The 17,024-nt window shown below is 66.9% G+C and carries 14 protein-coding genes and 1 pseudogene; 5 read left to right on the forward strand and 10 right to left on the reverse strand.

Features of this window, described 5'->3' with window-relative positions:
- Positions 1-18: 18 nt before the first annotated feature.
- Positions 19-231 (forward strand): hypothetical protein, encoded by a 213-nt coding sequence (locus IEQ11_RS21290; protein ID WP_191822529.1) that lies wholly within the window; start codon positions 19-21, stop codon positions 229-231.
- A 191-nt stretch (positions 232-422) separates the two neighbouring features.
- On the opposite strand, the gene IEQ11_RS21295 is transcribed toward IEQ11_RS21290, so the two are convergent.
- From IEQ11_RS21295 to IEQ11_RS21315, 5 genes are all read right to left on the reverse strand, one after another.
- A complete protein-coding gene (locus tag IEQ11_RS21295) occupies positions 423-1,307 on the reverse strand; it encodes a methylated-DNA--[protein]-cysteine S-methyltransferase (RefSeq protein WP_191822530.1) in 885 nt (294 codons plus the stop codon).
- Positions 1,308-1,630: 323 nt separating this feature from the next.
- The gene (locus tag IEQ11_RS21300; RefSeq protein ID WP_036106312.1) at positions 1,631-3,832 is read right to left on the reverse strand and encodes a carboxy terminal-processing peptidase; all 2,202 of its coding nucleotides are present in this window, start codon (positions 3,830-3,832) and stop codon (positions 1,631-1,633) included.
- 503 nt (positions 3,833-4,335) lie between these two features.
- Positions 4,336-5,376: a lipoyl synthase gene (gene lipA / locus IEQ11_RS21305; RefSeq protein ID WP_191822531.1), complete on the reverse strand. Its 1,041-nt coding sequence runs from the start codon at positions 5,374-5,376 to the stop codon at positions 4,336-4,338.
- A 222-nt stretch (positions 5,377-5,598) separates the two neighbouring features.
- Complete coding sequence (lipB, locus tag IEQ11_RS21310; protein WP_191822538.1) at positions 5,599-6,279, reverse strand: lipoyl(octanoyl) transferase LipB; 681 nt, start codon at positions 6,277-6,279, stop codon at positions 5,599-5,601.
- The gene (locus IEQ11_RS21315) at positions 6,279-6,557 is read right to left on the reverse strand and encodes a DUF493 family protein (RefSeq protein ID WP_036106308.1); all 279 of its coding nucleotides are present in this window, start codon (positions 6,555-6,557) and stop codon (positions 6,279-6,281) included. The genes lipB and IEQ11_RS21315 overlap by 1 nt, the downstream gene beginning before the upstream one ends.
- 307 nt (positions 6,558-6,864) lie before the next feature.
- Between IEQ11_RS21315 and IEQ11_RS21320 the strand changes: the two genes are divergently transcribed.
- From IEQ11_RS21320 to IEQ11_RS21335, 4 genes are all read left to right on the forward strand, one after another.
- On the forward strand, positions 6,865-7,461 hold the full coding sequence (locus IEQ11_RS21320) for an HAD family hydrolase (protein WP_051547303.1): 597 nt from the start codon (positions 6,865-6,867) through the stop codon (positions 7,459-7,461).
- Between the two features lie 236 nt (positions 7,462-7,697).
- On the forward strand, positions 7,698-8,627 hold the full coding sequence (locus IEQ11_RS21325) for a hypothetical protein (RefSeq protein ID WP_191822532.1): 930 nt from the start codon (positions 7,698-7,700) through the stop codon (positions 8,625-8,627).
- Between the two features lie 407 nt (positions 8,628-9,034).
- Entirely contained in the window at positions 9,035-9,676 is a 642-nt protein-coding gene (locus IEQ11_RS21330) for a hypothetical protein (protein ID WP_191822533.1), read from the forward strand.
- 1,254 nt (positions 9,677-10,930) lie between these two features.
- On the forward strand, positions 10,931-11,386 hold the full coding sequence (locus tag IEQ11_RS21335; RefSeq protein WP_191822261.1) for a hypothetical protein: 456 nt from the start codon (positions 10,931-10,933) through the stop codon (positions 11,384-11,386).
- An 88-nt stretch (positions 11,387-11,474) separates the two neighbouring features.
- On the opposite strand, the gene IEQ11_RS21340 is transcribed toward IEQ11_RS21335, so the two are convergent.
- The 5 genes and pseudogenes from IEQ11_RS21340 to IEQ11_RS21360 form a co-directional block, all read right to left on the reverse strand.
- On the reverse strand, positions 11,475-12,737 hold the full coding sequence (locus IEQ11_RS21340) for a D-alanyl-D-alanine carboxypeptidase family protein (RefSeq protein ID WP_191822260.1): 1,263 nt from the start codon (positions 12,735-12,737) through the stop codon (positions 11,475-11,477).
- A 187-nt stretch (positions 12,738-12,924) separates the two neighbouring features.
- Positions 12,925-14,553, reverse strand: a complete 1,629-nt coding sequence (locus IEQ11_RS21345; RefSeq protein WP_191822259.1) for a septal ring lytic transglycosylase RlpA family protein — start codon at positions 14,551-14,553, stop codon at positions 12,925-12,927.
- Between the two features lie 68 nt (positions 14,554-14,621).
- A pseudogene (mltB, locus tag IEQ11_RS21350) lies at positions 14,622-15,770 on the reverse strand (lytic murein transglycosylase B); the annotation flags it as partial.
- A 226-nt stretch (positions 15,771-15,996) separates the two neighbouring features.
- Positions 15,997-16,395, reverse strand: a complete 399-nt coding sequence (locus tag IEQ11_RS21355; RefSeq protein ID WP_096416197.1) for a type II toxin-antitoxin system PemK/MazF family toxin — start codon at positions 16,393-16,395, stop codon at positions 15,997-15,999.
- Positions 16,396-16,397: 2 nt separating this feature from the next.
- On the reverse strand, positions 16,398-16,790 hold the full coding sequence (locus tag IEQ11_RS21360) for a hypothetical protein (RefSeq protein WP_191822258.1): 393 nt from the start codon (positions 16,788-16,790) through the stop codon (positions 16,398-16,400).
- Between the last annotated feature and the right edge of the window lie 234 nt (positions 16,791-17,024).

Here is a 17,024-nt window from a genome sequence, read left to right on the forward strand (position 1 = left end):
GGTCGGAGGGAGTCGGGCATGTTCAAGAAGGGCGCGGATGAAGAAACCTGGTCGAGCATCTTCAAGAAGGCCGTGGATAAAAAAAGCGAGCCGGGCATTTTCAAGAAGGGCGCGGATAAAAAGAGCGTCTGGGGCGTATCCGACCCGCTGAAACGCAAGTTTCTCGCTGGATTGAGCATCGGGATCGTCATCGGCGTGCCCATCGGCCGCTGGCTCGCCACCTTGTCGTAACAGCGCCGAGTCGCCATCGCTGCATCGAACCTGGCAAGCGCCTCGCGGCGTTCGCCCCGACGCAGCCGGCGGCATGTTCCAGCCAAGACCGTTGCGTTTGCCTTGCCATCGCCGCATCGAAGCTACCGGCAGCGCGACCTGCTTGCGCGCGATCACCGGGTACGGCTTGCCGCGAGCGAGGTCGCGTTAGTTCAAGCCGCCTGCTCACGCTGCAACAGCTTCTCCTTGAGCGGCAGACCCCAGCGATAGCCGCCCAGCGAGCCATCGCCACGCACCACCCGATGACACGGCACCACCACCGCCACGCGATTGTTCGCGCAGGCCTGCGCCACCGCGCGCGCGCCGCGCGGCGAACCGACCTGCTGCGCGATCTGTTCGTAGCTGCGGGTCTGCCCCGGCGGAATCTTCATCAGCGCGTCCCAGACTTTTTTCTGGAAGGCGGTGCCGATCAGGTCCACCGCAACGGTTTCGCGCTTGCCGCCGAGGGTCTGCGCGACCGCGCGCACGCGCGGCGCCAGGAATTCGTCGCGGCCGGCGTCGACGCGCTCCAGCGTGGCCTGCGGGAATTCGCTGTGCAGCTTGGCCTGCAGGGCTTGCGCATCGTCGCCGAGTTCGACCATGCAGATGCCGCGCGCGGTGGTCGCGACCAGCGCGGTGCCCAATTCGGTCTGGGTCAGGCTCCAGCGGATCTGCTCGCCGGCGCCGCCGGCGCGGTAGCGCGCCGGGGTCATGCCCAGGCGCGCCGCGCCGCTTTCGTACACGCGCGAGGGCGAGCCGTAGCCGGCGTCGTACAGCGCCGCGCTGACATCGCTGCCTTCGCGCAATGCCGAGCGCAGGCTGCCGAGCTTGCGCTGGGCGAGGTATTCGGCCGGGCTCAGACCGAAGCGCGCGCTGAAGCGGCGCTGCAGGTGCGACGGGCTCAGGCCGACCGCTTCGGCCAGTTCGCTCAGCGACGGCTCGCCGGCCTCCAGCAGGACTCGTGCCTGTTCGAGCTTGTCGATCGCGGGCGTGGGGGCAACCGGCTTATCGGTGACAGCGCCGGTAACGGGCTTGCGGATGTGGGATTTGGCGTTCATGGCGCAAGACTAGGCTTGATCCCGGGGTCTCGCTATCCGCATCTTGCCCGTGGCGGGGTCGGGTTTTGAGGGCCGATTCAGGTCGGATTTTGCGCGTAGGCACGGTCCGAAAACTGGCGATGGCTCGGTAAGCCAAGGCTCGGTCCAGTCGATAACGGCTCGTGTGTTCGCGGATTCCGCGGGGGCGTCCGCCATGGCCACGGCGATACCAGCGACGCGCACCTCATTGACCCGAACACCGCGCCGCCGACGCACCACGCCACGCACAAAAAGAAAGCGCGCCATCAAGGCGCGCTTTCGGTCGAACGTTCAGCGAACCGGCTTCAGTCGGCCCAATGCCCCGGCGCGGTCGCGGTCGGCAGCACCTGCGCCGACAGCTTGCGGTCGGCGTTGAGCAGACGCACCGCGTCGGCCAGGATCGCCGCCGATTCGCGCAGCAGCGGGTCCGGACGCTTCTCGGCGAGCTTCTCGCGCGCCGCGTCCTTGGCGATGTCGCGCTCGGAGGCGGCCAGGCCGTCGTCGTTGGAATCGTCGCCCAGCGGGTCCAGGTCCAGGCCCAGCTGCTTGCGCTCGGCTTGACGCTGCTTGCGCTTGCCGTCTTCGCGATCGCGCTCGGCGCGGCGCTCGACTTCGTTGAGCGAGATCCACTTCTTGGCGCGCTCCTCGCGGAACTCTGCCACGTCCTGCGACCACCACTGGAATTCCTTGTCGCCGACGATGCGGCTGCTGTGCAGGGATTCCAGCTTCGGCAGCAGCGGCGCGAAATTGCCGTAGCTGGTGTGCGGGACGGCCGCGATCTTGGTCCACGGCAAGGCGTTGTCGTAGGTGCTCTCGCCGTACTCGGTCGCGTCGACCGACACCGGGAAGGCGATGTCGGGCACCACGCCCTTGTGCTGGGTCGAACCGCCGCTGACGCGGAAGAACTGGGCGATGGTCAGCTTGACCTGGCCGAAGCGCGGGCCTTCGTTGGCCGGCCAACGGTCGAGGTCGGCCAGATTCTGCACCGTGCCCTTGCCGAAGGTGGTTTCACCGATCACCAAGCCACGCCCGTAATCCTGGATGGCGCCGGCGAAGATTTCAGAGGCCGAGGCCGAACCGCGGTTGATCAACACCGCCAGCGGACCTTCCCAGGCGATGCCCGAATCGGTGTCGCTGTCGACCTGGACCCGGCCGCCGGCTTCGCGCACCTGCACCACCGGGCCGCGATCGATGAACAGACCGGTCAATTCGACCGCTTCGTTGAGCGAACCGCCGCCGTTGTTGCGCAGGTCCAGGACCACGCCGTCGACCTTGTCGGCGCGCAGCTTGGTCAGCAGCTTGGCGACGTCGCGGGTAGCCGAGGCATAGTCGTTGGCGTTCTTGCGGCGGCCTTCGAAGTCCTGATAGAAGCCCGGCAGCTTGATCACGCCGATGCGCTTGGCCGGCGCGCCGTCGGCCGGCGGCACGTTGATGATCTCGGACTTGGCGGCCTGGTCTTCCAGGCGCACCTTGTCGCGCACCAGCACGATCCGGTTGGGCTTGCTGTCCAGGCCGGCTTCGGCCGGGATCATGTCCAGGCGCACCTTGGTGCCCTTGGCGCCGCGGATCTTGGCGACCACGTCGTCGATGCGCCAGCCGATCACGTCCTCCATCGCGCCGCTTTCGCCCTGGCCCACGCCGACGATGCGGTCGCCGGGCTTGAGCAGGCTGCTGCGCGCGGCCGGACCGCCGGGAATCACTTCGCGGATCGCGACCACGTCGTCCTGCTTCTGCAGCAGCGCGCCGATGCCGTCGAGCGACAGCGACATGGTCATGTTGAAGTTTTCCGCCGACTTCGGCGTCAGGTAATCGGTGTGTGGATCGATCGCGTTGGCGTAGCTGTTGACGAAGGTCTGGAACAGGTCCTCACCCTTGATCTCGCCGATGCCCTTGGCGAGGTTGGCGTAGCGCTTGTCCAGGGTCTTGGCGATGTCGTCGTTCTTCTTGCCGGCCAGCTTCAGGCGCAGCCAATCGTTGCGCACCGACTGTTTCCACAACGCGTCCAGCGCCGCCGTGTCGGCGACCCAGGGCGCATCCTTGCGGTCGTAGTCGTAGCGGTCCTTGCCGGTGAAATCGAAGTTGCCCGGCTGCTTGAGCAGGCCGCGCGCGTAGGCGACGCGTTCGTCGACGCGCTGCTTGTAGGCGGCGAAGATCGTGTACGCGGGCGACAGATCGCCGCTCTTGATCGCGTCGTCGAGCTTGGTCTTGTAGACATCGAACTTGGCGATGTCGGCGGCAGTGAAGAACTGCTTGCCGGCGTCGAGCGATTCGAGATAGCGCTTGTACATGTCGGCCGACAGCGCATCGTCGAGCGCGCGCGGCCGGTAGGCGTAGCGGCTGTCGGACAGCAGGCCGTAGACCATCTGCGCGGCCGTCGACTGGTCGGCGGTGGGCGCATTGGGCAAACCGCCCGCGCCGGCGGCGTCGGGTCGCGCCAACAGCGCCAGCGGCGCGGTCAGCAGGAGGCCTGCAAGCAGGGTCAGGGTACGCGTGTTCTTGAGGGTCATCGCGGAGTCTTCCCGGCGCGGGTGCCGGATCTGTGCAGCGGCTAAAGGATGTAGCGGCTTTCGACCAGTCCACAGTGCCGAAAGTTGCCTGTGCTGTCACGCCACCGCGCGAAATTACCTGTTGCGGGCATGAATCTGGTTCAGGTTGACGCCCGCGGACGTTAGCCGGGCGTTAGAACGGTGGGATCGGGCACGGATTGGCCGTGCAATCGCCCGGAATTCGTTTGCGCACTGGGTCGAGCGGGCGGCGCCGGCGCCGCAGCTCGACACGGTTCTTCGGCGAGGCAGGCCGTTGCGCCGGCTGGGCGCAGCGACCAGCCTGGCCCAAGAACAAGGGCACGGTCGATCGGGCCAGTTGCGGCTACTTGCAGCCAGTTCCAGTAATCGGGGCCTTGCGCGCTGCGTCGCTGATGGACTTGCGTCAGCCGGGCCGAGCCCGGCGCGCGCAGCCGGCGATCGGACGCTGTGAACGCCGCGATCGCCCGGGTGGGCATGCGCCTGGCTCAGGCGACCGCGAACCCCGCATCGATCGCCTGCCGGTCGGCGTGGTACGAGGAACGCACCAGCGGGCCCGAGGCGACGTGGGTGAAGCCCAGCGACATGCCGTAGACCTCGAGTTCCTTGAACTCTTCCGGGGTCCAGTAACGCAGCACCGGATGGTGGTGCGGGGTCGGCTGCAGGTACTGGCCGATGGTGATCATGTCGACATCGTGCGCGCGCAGGTCGCGCAAGGTCGCCTGCACCTGCTCCATGGTCTCGCCCAGGCCGAGCATGATCCCGGACTTGGTCGCGACCTGCGGATGCTGGGCCTTGAACTTTTGCAGCAGGGTCAGCGACCACTGGTAGTCGGCGCCCGGGCGCACGTTGGTGTACAGGTCCGGCACGGTCTCGACGTTGTGGTTGAACACGTCCGGCGGGTTGGTGTTGAGGATATCCAGCGCGCGTTCCATCCGGCCCTTGCCGCGGAAGTCGGGAGTCAGCACTTCGATCTTGGTGCGCGGGCTCTGCTCGCGCACCGCCGCGATGCAGTCGACGAAATGCTGGGCGCCGCCGTCGCGCAGGTCGTCGCGGTCGACGCTGGTGATGACCACGTACTTCAGGCCCATGTCGGCGACGGTGCGGGCCAGGTTGGCCGGTTCGTTCGCGTCCGGCGGCTTGGGCCGGCCGTGGGCGACGTCGCAGAACGAGCAGCGGCGGGTGCAGACCTCGCCGAGGATCATGAAGGTCGCGGTGCCGTGGCTGAAGCACTCGTGGATGTTCGGGCAGCTGGCTTCTTCGCAGACCGTAACCAGGCGGTTCTCGCGCAGCTTGGCCTTGAGCGCGGCGACCGAGTTGCCCGACGGAATGCGCACCCGGATCCACGACGGCTTGCGCAGCACCGGCACGTCGGCGAACTGCACCGGCGAGCGGCTGATCTTGTCGCCGCCGAGCTGCTTGGCGCCGGGCGTCATCGTGGTCGATTCCAGCACCGCCGGCGCGAGCACTTCGGGCGCGCCGCCGCTGACGATCGTGAGCGGGATGGACTTGGAGGCGGGGGTGGTCATGGCGTTGCTTAGCTCTTGTCGTTTAGCTCCCTCTCCCGCAGGCGGGAGAGGGCTGGGGTGAGGGCCTGCGGCTGCCTGCGGTGTCGCGGCGGCTGGCGGATTCGCGCGCCCTCATCCGCCCTTCGGGCACCTTCTCCCGCAAGCGGGAGAAGGAAGATCAAGCACTCCTCCCGCTTGCGGGAGAAGGGAATCATTGCTCATCCCGCAAGCGGGACGAGGCTTTTAGAAGCTCAACGGCTCCGCGTCCTCGACCGTCAGACCGAACTGCCGCGCGAGTTGCGCGACCAGCACCGGCTTGACTTGCTCCATGCCCGACGGGCCGCCCAAGTCTAGCACCGAGGTCACCTGCAGCCCCTGGTAACCGCAGGGATTGATGCGCTGGTACGGCGACAGGTCCATGGCGATATTGAAGGCCAGGCCATGAAAGGTGCAGCCACGGCGGACCCGGATGCCCAACGCCATGACCTTGGCCCCGGCCACGTACACGCCCGGGGCGCCGTCGCGGCGCGCGCCTTCGATGTTCCACTCAGCCAGGGTGTCGATCACCGCCTGCTCGATCCGGTCGACGTACTCGCGCACCCCGACCTTGAGCCGGCGCAGGTCCAGCAGCGGGTACAGCACGATCTGGCCGGGGCCGTGGTAGGTGACCTGGCCGCCGCGATCGACGTGGATCACCGGGATATCGCCCGGCATCAGCACGTGCTCGTCCTTGCCGGCCTGGCCCAGGGTGAACACCGGGTCGTGCTCGACCAGCCACAGCTCGTCGGGCGTGTCCGCGCCGCGCGCGTCGGTGAAGGCCTGCATCGCGCGCCATACCGGTTCGTAGGGCTGGCGGCCCAGATCGCGCAACTGCGCGCGCGGCGGCGAGCTTTCGCCACCGAACACGGCGGCGACCGCGTCGATCACAGTGTCCACTTCACTTCCGGGTGCTCGCGCAGGACCTGATGGGCGAGGTCGTACTGGGCGCGGTTTTCGGCGCGGAAGCTCAACTTGACCGAGACGAACTTGCCGGTCGAGGAGTGCTTCCACTGGATGGTTTCGGTTTCCACGTTGATCCCGGCGCCCAGCAGCAGGCGCGGCAATTCGTGCTCCAGGCCCGCGTCGGCCGCGCCCATCGCGCTGAGCTCGAAGGTGCCGGGAAACTGGAAGCCGTGGTCGGGGTTATCGGAATGAATGTCCATGGCGGCCATTATGGGTCCGGGGCCGGGGCAACCCAAGCGCAGCGGTGGGACGGCGGCGTGCTGGCGGTGGAACGGCGCTGCACCTGGCGGGCCTGCGCCGCGATTGGCTGGCAACCGCCAGATCCGGCACGACGCGGGCCGCAACGACCCCGCGGCCCGCGCGGATGTGGCCGCGCGAGTGCGGCCGTGCGCGAACGCCGGGCCGTATCGATTGCAGCCCCATCGGCGGATCCATGCGCTTTCGCCGCCCATGCGGGCTCGGGCATCATCGGACGACCCCGTCCCGACCGCATGAGAACCCGCAAGGATGAGCGATCGCCTGTTGCTGGTCCTCGACCTCGACGAAACCCTGATCCACGCCAGCGAGATCGAGCTCGATCGTCCCGCCGATTTTCGTGCCTTGCGCTATCACGTCTACCGCCGCCCGCACCTGCAGCGGTTCATCGATCATGCGCTGGCGAATTTCGAGGTCGGAGTGTGGACCTCGTCGGGCAAGCTCTATGCCGAGGCGGTGGTCGAAGCGTTGTTCCCGCCGAAGTCGCTGCGCTTCGTGTGGTCCAGCGAACGCTGCTCGATCAGTCGCGACTGGACCACCGGCGAATACATGAACCGCAAGCGCCTGCACAAGCTCAAGAGGCGTGGCTATCGCCTGGAACGCATGCTCGCGATCGACGACACGCCGTCCAAGCACTCGTACAACTACGGCAACCTGGTGTGCGTGCGCGAGTATCTGGGCGAAGACGAACACGACGATGAGTTGCTGCAGTTGATGACCTACCTCGATCGACTGGCGCTCGAGCCGAACGTGCGCACGATCGAGAAGCGGCGCTGGCGCGAGAAGGTGCTGGCGGATGCCGCGCGCGGCGAGCCGATGCGCGGCCATCGCGCCGATGGCGCGGATTGAGACGGGATTTGCAGAACGCCGCCGGCGCTCATGGCAGAGCGCGGTAACCGGTCTAACCAGAGCACTGTGCGCAACGCATCGCGATACAACATCATCGCCCCGCCAATGACCTGCTCCGGCCCGCGCAACCGTTCTCAACCAGTGAGTGGCCGGTGCGATCTAATAGCGGCAACACGCAGCCGCCAGAACCTGGCCCTGTCGCGCGCCCGGCGGCGCGCTCCCCCGGAGATCCCCCGATGCCTCCCAGCCAATCCGTTGCCCTGCCCCTGCGCGGCCAGTTCCGCAGCCTGTACACCCAACTCAAGCGCGCCCACCTGCTCGAACGCACGCCGGTGATTTTCTGCGAAGGCGATTCGTGGTTTTCCACGCCGCTGGCGATGAACCTGCTCGACTGGATCGTCTCCCCGGCGCCCGAGGACGAAGCGCGCGGCGTGCCCTTGCTGGGCCACGGCGGCCTGTTCTTTCGCGCCGAACACAGCGGCGATCACGCCTCGCGCAATCCCGACGATCCCAAGCGCTCGATGTTCGTGCCCGACAACATCGACGACATCATCGGCTGGTACGGCAAGTTCGACTTCGACCTGATCCTGCTCAGCGCCGGCGGCAACGATTTCGTCGACAATTTTCTCAAGAAGACCTTCGCCGGCCAGCAGAATCTGTCCGCCGACGCCGGTTTCCAGCGCGTGCTCGACACCGGGAAGTACGAGCAGGTCAAACAAGCGTATGCGCTGTTCCTGCAGGCCGCGCTCGCGGCCAAGCCGAACATCCCGATCCTCGCCCATACCTACGACCATCCGCAGTTGATCGGCCGGCCGGGCGCTTTGACTCCGGGCAATATCGGCGTCGCGGCCCTGCTCAAGAAAAGCGTGGGCCCCTGGATCGGCCCGCACATCGACGCCATCGTCAATGCCGACCCGGCCAAGACGGCCGACGAACGCCGTCGTTTCGTGCGCATGTTGATCGACGGCTTCGAAAAGAACGTGTTGCGCGAACTCAAGCACGACCCGCGCTTCGCCGGCCGTTTCGATTACGTCGACCTGCGCGGCACGCTGACCTCGCAAAGCCAGTGGTTCGATGAAATGCATCCGACCGAAGCCGGTTTCCACACGTTGGCGACCAAGTTCCGCGCGGCGATCATCGGCAAGCTGCCGGCGGCGAAGCGCTGAACGCGGCACAAGACGATCCGTCGCCTGGCCTAAGTACGCGGGCGGCGCGGCGCGCTGTTTTGGTCAAACCGAACGATCCTCGCGACTTGGCGCGGTAGACACCACCGCCGTCGCGACATCGCCGCGAACGCGTTCGCGGGTCGCACCGCGTCGCCGGCCTTGCGGGCAAACGTACCCAGATTCGGCATATCGACTCCACGCACTCGTTGCAGTAACGCATCAAATCGCGAAAAACCCCGCTTTTTCGCGATTGCGCGTGGCCGCTGCCGACGAGTCGGCGCGTGTACCTCACTGGGTCATCGCCGGAAACGGTTCCGGCGAACCTTCGCGGCACGCGCGAGCGTATTCGCGGCGATCACGTCGCTTCGCGCGGCCATCGCGCGCGCCGCACCACCAGGAGATTCACCATGAACAGGATGTTTTTCGCAGCGGCCGTATTGGCCGCCTTGTCGCTGACCGCCATCGCCATCGCGCGGCCACCGACCGCGCAGACGTTACCGGGCCAGATCGCCGACCGCGTCGCGCCGCAACACTTCACCGCCGCCATCCCGGGCGTCGCGGCGTCGGCCACAACGCCGTCGTGGTCCGACACCACCACCGCCGCGGCCACCGGTTATTGCCTGGCCAAGCACCCGTACCAGACCATCCACACCGGCGGCTATACGCCCGATGGTTTCGAGATCGTCGCCTCGCCCGGCATCGTCGGCGCGGTGCGCAGGAATTTCATCCGGCAACGCCGCGACACGAGCGTCGATCAAGGCATCAACAACTCGTGTCCGCAAGCTTGCGCGCAATTCGGCAAGCTTTACGGTCCGAGCTATGTCGGCGCCTCGCTGCGCCAGAAGGTCGCCGGCGGCGCGCTGATCAACAGCGGCCTGGGCGATCTGGGCGCCTTGGTGATGACCGATCATGACTATTACCTGGGCAAGACCGTCGTCGCCGGCATGTGGTCGCGCGGCAACACCTGGCACGAGAGCGACGTGGCCCAGGCCGACTACTGCTGCTGCCAGGCCAAGGCGCCGCGTCTGACCCTGCCCCTGCCCCGATAGGCTGGCGGCCTGCATGACGCGCGCTTGGTCAGCGAAGGCGCGCGCCATGCGCCGAAAACGCAAAGGCCTCGCGTCGGCCAAGTTCCGTACCGCGATCAGCAAGCTTGCTGCGGCGAAGCGATAGCTCTTGTCAGGTCAGAATTTCCGAGTGCGGCACCAGAATTTGTCCGCACCAATCAACGAGCGCAGCAAGTTGTGGATTCCACCAGTGCTTTTCTTTGCCGTAAATTCGAAGTCGAGCCGACCTTCCAGCGCCGCGAGGCCTGTAACTCGCGTTAGCAAAAGCACACCCGAAGGGCGGCGCACATGGATGTGCGCCGTGCGCCACCGAGACAGGATGTCTCGTGTGGCGCATGCCCGCGTAAGCACCGCACGCGCGGGCTCTTGATTCACAACAAAGCATTTTTCTTTGGTTACCTTTCTTTTGTTGCTTATGACAAAAGAAAGTGACCCGCCGCTTCAGCGGCGGAACGCTTTTGATCCTGCTTGCAGCTTTGAAAGCTTTGAAGCTCTAAAGCTTTTGAAGCCAGAGGCAAGATCAACAGCTTTCGTCCGCAAGCGGCCGAGTTACTTTCTTTTGTCAAAAGCGACAAAAGAAAGGTAACCAAAGAAAAACGCTTTTTGGTGAATCAAGGGCCCGCGCGTGCGGTGCCGACGCGGGCATGCGCCACACGGGACATCCTGTCCCGGTGGCGCACGGCGCACATCCATGTGCGCCGCCCTTCGGGTGTGCTGTTGCTAACGCGAGTTCCAAGCGTCGCAGCGCTGAATGAACTGCGCGACTTCAGACTCAAGCCGAAGCTGCATGGCCTACCTGTAGGAGCGACGCAAGTCGCGACCGCGCCATTACGACAACATCGCAACCTGCACCGCAGTTGCATTCCCGCGGTCGCGACTTGCGTCGCTCCTACAGGTAGGCCATGAGGGCTGCGATTCACTCGTGCACAGTCGCGCGGGGGTGGTGAATCAAGGACATTGCAAGTTCGGCGCCTGCGCGGGCACGCCCCACACGGGACATCCTCTCGCAGTGGCGCACGACGCACATCCATGTCGCCGCCCTGCGAATGCGCTGTTGCCAGCGCAAGTTACAGGCTGCGCGGCGCGGGGATGGACTGCGCGCCTTCGAACATAAGCAAAAACAAACCCGCAATGCCGTGCATGGAACGCCAGCCCCTGTCGAACCAATTGCGCCCACCAAACATCGGCTCCCACAGCGCTGATAGGCTGTAGCAGGCCGACACCTAAACCACGCGCATGAGCATCGACCCCTACGCCGCGCCCAAAAGCCAGATCACGCCGACGCATCCGCAACGGCCGCGGCCCAGCCGCTGGTGGTGGCTGTACTTCGCCATTCTGTGCGCGTTGCTGCTGGCCGGAATGTGGATGCAATGGCGCATCGGCATGTCGCTAACCATGCTGCTGCCCACCTTGCTGAACCTGTGGGGCATGCTCGGGCTGATCGGCTACATCACCGCGCGACCGATCGGGCCACGCTGGCAATGGCTGATCTGCCTGATATTGACCTCGGCGCAACTGAGCGTGGTCATCTTGTTGCTGCTGGGCAATCTGCTGGCGTCCGGATGGACCACCGAACACCTCGCGGCCCTGTTTGCGCTGACCGGACCGGTGTTGATGCTGCCGTTGCTGCTGGCGCTGACCCGCTACCATTTCGACTTCGCCTATCTGTGGACGCAACGCGCCAGCGATTGAACGCCGCCCCTCAAGGCCGGGGCGCCGAATACGAAAAAGGCCGGCAAACGCCGGCCTTTTTCATGCTGCGATGAGCGCCGAGGCGGACTTATTCCGACTCCCACCACATCCAGAACTCATCCCACAGGCGCTTGAAGAAGCCGCCCTCTTCGACCGCCGCCATCGCCACCAGCGGACGCTGCGCGATCACCTTGCCGTCGAGCATGACCTTGACCGTGCCGATCGCCTGGCCCTTCTTGATCGGGGCGACCAGGCTCTTGGGCACGTCCATGCTCGGCTTGAGCTGCGCGTATTTGCCGCGCGGCACCGTCACCAGCAGCGGCTCGGCGACGCCGAGCTGGACTTGCGCGGTCTGGCCCTTCCACACCTTCTGCTGCGCGATCACCTTGCTGGTGTCGTACAGCTTGTGGGTTTCGTAGAAACGGAAGCCCCAGTTGAGCAGCGCCTGGCTGTCGGTGGCGCGCTGGGCTTCGGAGGTCGAACCCATCACCACCGAGATCAGGCGCTGGTCGCCGCGCAGGGCCGAGGCCATCAGGCAGTAACCGGCCTTGGAGTGATGACCGGTCTTGATGCCGTCGACGGTGTTGTCGCGCCACAGCAGCAGGTTGCGGTTGGGCTGGGTGATCGGCCCGACTTTCAGTTCCTTGATCTTGTTGTACGAGTACGCGACCGGGAAGTCGTGGATCAGCGCGCGGCCCAGCAGCGCCAGATCGTGCGCGGTGGAGTAGTGATTCTCCTGCGACAGGCCGTGCGGGTTCATGAAGTGCGAGTTCTTCAGGCCGATGCGCGCGGCGTACTGGTTCATCAGCGCGGCGAAGGCGTCTTCGCTGCCGGCGACGTGCTCGGCCAGGGCGATCGCGGCGTCGTTGCCGGACTGCACCACCATGCCTTTTTCCATCTCCACCAGCGGCGCGGTCTGGTTGACCGCGAAACCCGAGTAGCTGCCGTCGGTGGCCGCGCCTCCCTTGCGCCAGGCGTTCTCGGTCATCATCACCTGATCGGTGTCCTTGACCTTGCCGCCCTTGAGTTCGGCGGCGATCACGTAGCTGGTCATGACCTTGGTGATGCTGGCCGGCTCGACCCGCAGGTCCGGGTTGTGGCTGGCCAGGATGTTGCCGCTGGCCGCGTCGATCAGCACCCAGGCGGTGCCCTGGATCTGCGGCGGCGGCGGAACCGGCAGCGAATCGCTGGCCGGCGGCAGCGCCGCGGCGGGCGTGGCCGCGGCCGGCGCGGCGGCGGCGGGCTTGGCGGCCGGGGTCTGCGCCGAGGCGAAACCGGCTCCGAGCGTTACCAGGAAGGCCGAGGTCAGCGCGGCGAAGGCGGCTGCGCGCGAGGTGGAGCGTAGGGTCATCGTTGAACTACTCCGGGGGCCGGTGGCGTGCCGGCCGAGGGTGTGTGGGGTTCCGGCGTCGGCGTCCTGGCGTCCACCGCGGGTAGGGGCCGGACCGGGCGTTCCTTCCCCAGTCCGCGAAGTCGTGCATCGTGCCTGAGATGCACGATGCTTGCAGCCGCCCGGCGCACCGGACGGCCGCTGCAGTTCAGTCGCGCACGCGTTGCGGCTGGCCGAATCCCAGACCGACGATGCGGGCGGCGAGTTCCGGCGCGGCATCGGCCTGCAACGGGCCGACCCGCAAACGCCAGACTTTCTGGCCGTTGGCGGCGTTGCCGTCGAGCAGCTTGGCGGTGCCGATCCCGGCGCCGCGCAGCATGGTCAGGGCGCGGTCGGCGTTGCTGCGCGCGGAGAAGCTGGCGACCTGCAAGGTCACATCCCCGGCGCTGGGCGTCGCGGCGGCGACTACCGCGGCGGCCTTGGCCGGGCTCGGCGGCGGCGGCGCGGCCGGCGGCGCCGGCAGGGCGGTCGTGGCGGCCACGGCGGTCGCGGGCACGGTCTTGCCGGCCTTCTTCGCCGCCTTTTCGGCCGCGGCCAGGGCCTTCGCCTGTTCTTTCTGCTGCTTGGCCATGGCGCGCTGTTCGGCCCGGCTCAGCGGCTTCGGCGGCGCCAGGGCCACGCCCTTGCCGGTCGCGACGCGGACCTGGCGGGTCTTCATCCAGGCGTCGAACTCGTCGGCGCTCATCGACTTGCCGTTCTGCATCATGTCGAAGCGGTAATCGCCCGAGGCCGATGCGACGGTGGCGGTCGGCTTGGCCGCGCTCGTGGTCGCAGTCGTGGCCGGCTTGCCGGTCGCGACCGTGGTCTTGACCTCGGCGGCCGGCGCCGCGGCCACCGGCGTCGGCTTGCCCGTGGCGACCGTGGTCTTGACCGGTGCAGCCACCGGCGCGGGCTTGCCGGTCGCCACGCGCACGCCCGGCGGCAGTTCGCCGGCCTTCGCGCTGGCGATCGGCATCGCCGAAACCAGCCGGTCGATCGCCGACGGCGACGCTGGCTTGGCGGCTGCCGCGACCGGCTGCGGCGGGTTATTGGCCGCGCTGGCGTACAGCGGCGGCGCCGCCTCGCCCGGATGCAGCGCGCGCACCTCGACCCGACCGGTGCCGCGCTGGGTGATGCCGAGCTTGACCGCGGCGGCGTAGCTCAGATCGATCACCCGGCCGTCGTGGAACGGGCCGCGGTCGTTGACCCGCACCGTCACCGACTTGCCGTTGTCGAGATTGGTGACCCGGGCGAAGCTCGGCAGCGGCAGCGATTTGTGCGCGGCGGTGAAGGCGTACATGTCGTACACCTCAAGATTGGAGGTGCGGCGGCCGTGGAATTTCTGGCCGTAGTACGAGGCCGTGCCGGTCTCGACGTAATCGTCGTGCGAGTCGAGCACCTTGTAGGTCTTGCCCAGCACCACGTACGGCGAACGGTTGCCGAACTGCGAGCGCGCCTCGGCGACGACTTCGGGTTCGGGGATCGCGTCGACGTCGGGGATGTAATCGGGCGTGGTGTCGTTGACGCCCGGCGCGTACAGGCCACCGGCCTTGTAGTTGCCGCGCTTGCTCAGGTCTTCCTGCGCCGGCGCATACGGCGATTTCTTGCGCCCGCCATGCGACGACGACGACGGCAGGCCGGCGCTGTGCACATGGCCGCGGTCGGGCAGCGCGAGCGCCTGGGAACCGGATTTCTTGGGAGAACTGGCGCAGGCCGCGAGGACCAGCGGCAGCGCGGCGACGATCAGCCGCCCGATCGCGTTCGCGATCGGCAGCCGTTTCGGGCCGGCGCCGCTCATGCCCGCGGTGCCTGGGGTTCGACCGTCGGGGCCGGCGCGACCGCCGGGCTGGACACGTTCACGGGTGCGGCCAAGGGATTCTCCCGTCCGGCGATCGCCTCGGCCAGCTGGTACACCGCCATGCCGTAATGCTTGGAGATGTTGTAGCGGGTGATCGCATAGAAGTTGCGGAAACCGAGCCAGTATTCGGGACCGTTCACACCATCGAGATTGAGCAGCGTCGCGGTCTCGGTCGGCGCCACCGGAGTCAGCGGGCGATAGCCGCGCGCGGCCAGATCGCTGAGCGAATACACCGGGTCCATGTTGTCCGGCACGAAATCGGCCGCGGTCGCGTCGCGATTGACCCGCGCGACCACCGGGCCGCCACGCACCCAGCCGCCCTTCTTGACGAAGTAGTTGGCGACCGAGAAGAACACGTCGTCCAGATCGGTGAACAGATCGCGCTTGCCGTCGCCGTCGCCGTCCACCGCGAACTCGCGGTAGCTCGACGGCATGAACTGGCCCCAGCCCATCGCGCCGGCGTAGCTGCCGGTCAGGGTGGTGATGTCGATCTTTTCTTCCTTGCCCAGCGCGAACAGCTGGGCGAGCTCGCCGCGGAAGAACGCCTCGCGGCGGTTTTCGCGATCGAGCTTGGTCGGATCGCCGGTGCGCGGATAGGCGAAGGCCAGCGTGTACAGCGCGTCGACCACGTTGTACTTGCCGGTGTTCTTGCCGAAGCTGGTTTCCACGCCGACGATCGCGACGATGATCTCGGCCGGCACCCCGGTCTGCGCCTGCACGCGATCGAGCTGCGCGCGATGCTCGGCCAGGAACGCCTTGCCGCCGTCGATGCGGGCCTGGGTGATGAAGATCGGGCGGTAATCGCGCCACGGCTTGGCCTCGGCCGGCCGCGACATCGCCGCGATGATGCCGTCCTTGATCTGCGCCTTGGCCAGCACCGATTCGATATACGCCGGGTCGACGCCGTATTGGCTGGCGGTATCGCGCACGAACTGCGCGCGCGCCTGCTCGATCGGCATCTGCACCACCGGCGGCGGCAGCGCGGGCGTGCCGACCACCGCGGTGGCGGGCTTGACCGGCGGCGGCAACGCGGGCGTCGCGGCGGCGGCCTGGGCGGAGGCAATGGGGGACACGGAAGGCGTCTGCGTAGCGCAGGCGGCCAACGCGATCGTGAGTGCGCCGAACAGGGCGCAACGGGCGGTGTGGCGTCGGGTCATTGGCGCGAGGGTAGCACGCGGGCCCGTGGTAAAAAAACCTTGGGTTTGCGGGACTTAACCGATTTTGTTCACGTCAGGTTGTCGAATTGAAAGCGGCCGCGAGGTGCCCTGGCGACGGCTGGACGCGACCGGCAAACATGAATAGCGGGCCGGGCCGACCGTCACGGCGCGCGTCCGGCGGCGCGAAACGGCCGACAGCCCCTGGACCGCGACGACCCGCCAGGCCTCAGCGCCGGTCGAAGAACGAGGCCTGCAGAAACCGCATTCCCGCCAGGATCTGCGCCACCCGCTGCGGCGACAACACGCCGATGTGCTCGCCCAGGCGCGCCTTGTACAGCGACGACACCTGCGAAACCACCACCACGCTGCGCTTGGCCAAGCCGCCCTCGCCCGCCTCCAGCGCGACATTGCCCGGCTCGCCGGCGCGGGCCGGGTTCGAACTGAGCGCGCAGACCACCACCGTGCCGATGCGCGAATGATTGAACACGTCGTCCTGCACCACGACATGCGGATGCGCGACCCCGGGAACCGATCCGCGCGACGGGTCCGGCTCGACCCAGAACACATCGCCCTGATTCACTACTCGCGCGAGCACGTGGGGATTGGATTGATCGTCTCGGTCCATGGTTACGTCGAATGTAAGTGACTAGCAGCGCCCGAACGCACGCCGACGCGATGAGGGCCGGCCTGAGGCTGCCAGGCCTGCATGGCCGAAAATCCGACCCGCACATAGATCGCCGCGCGCTCGCTCGCGACCTCTTCCGTATCCAGTCGCAGCGCATTCGCACTCGCATACGCCTGAATCCGCGCGACATAGGTTCGGGGCTTGCGACACCAAAAACTCAGAGATTCGTTCAACTCGCCCTTCCCCAGCGGCGGTTCGAGCCGTTGCTCGTAGATCACTCGGCCCTGGATGCGGTTGCGATGCGGCATGGGGAATCCGACAATCGCACGACTCAAGGGACGATAGAAATCGTCGGAACGCTCAGACGACTTCACCCAGGCGCTGCCCAGTTTCATGTACCAGCATTGGGTACAGATCGGACCGGACGCATCCGGGATCGCCAGACAATCGGCGGCCCGACTCCAAGCGGTCAAGTTTCTGCTACGCCGGGTCGTGTCGTCGGCCAAGGTCCTCGCATCGACAACTTTGCCGCCGCATAACGGACACGCTGGCGCGGCTTCACCCACAGCCACCTGCGAAAACAACGACGAGGCCAGCAAGGCCAAACCGCCTACGAACCGTCGTCGATC

Source organism: Lysobacter capsici, assembly GCF_014779555.2.
Taxonomy (GTDB): domain Bacteria; phylum Pseudomonadota; class Gammaproteobacteria; order Xanthomonadales; family Xanthomonadaceae; genus Lysobacter; species Lysobacter capsici.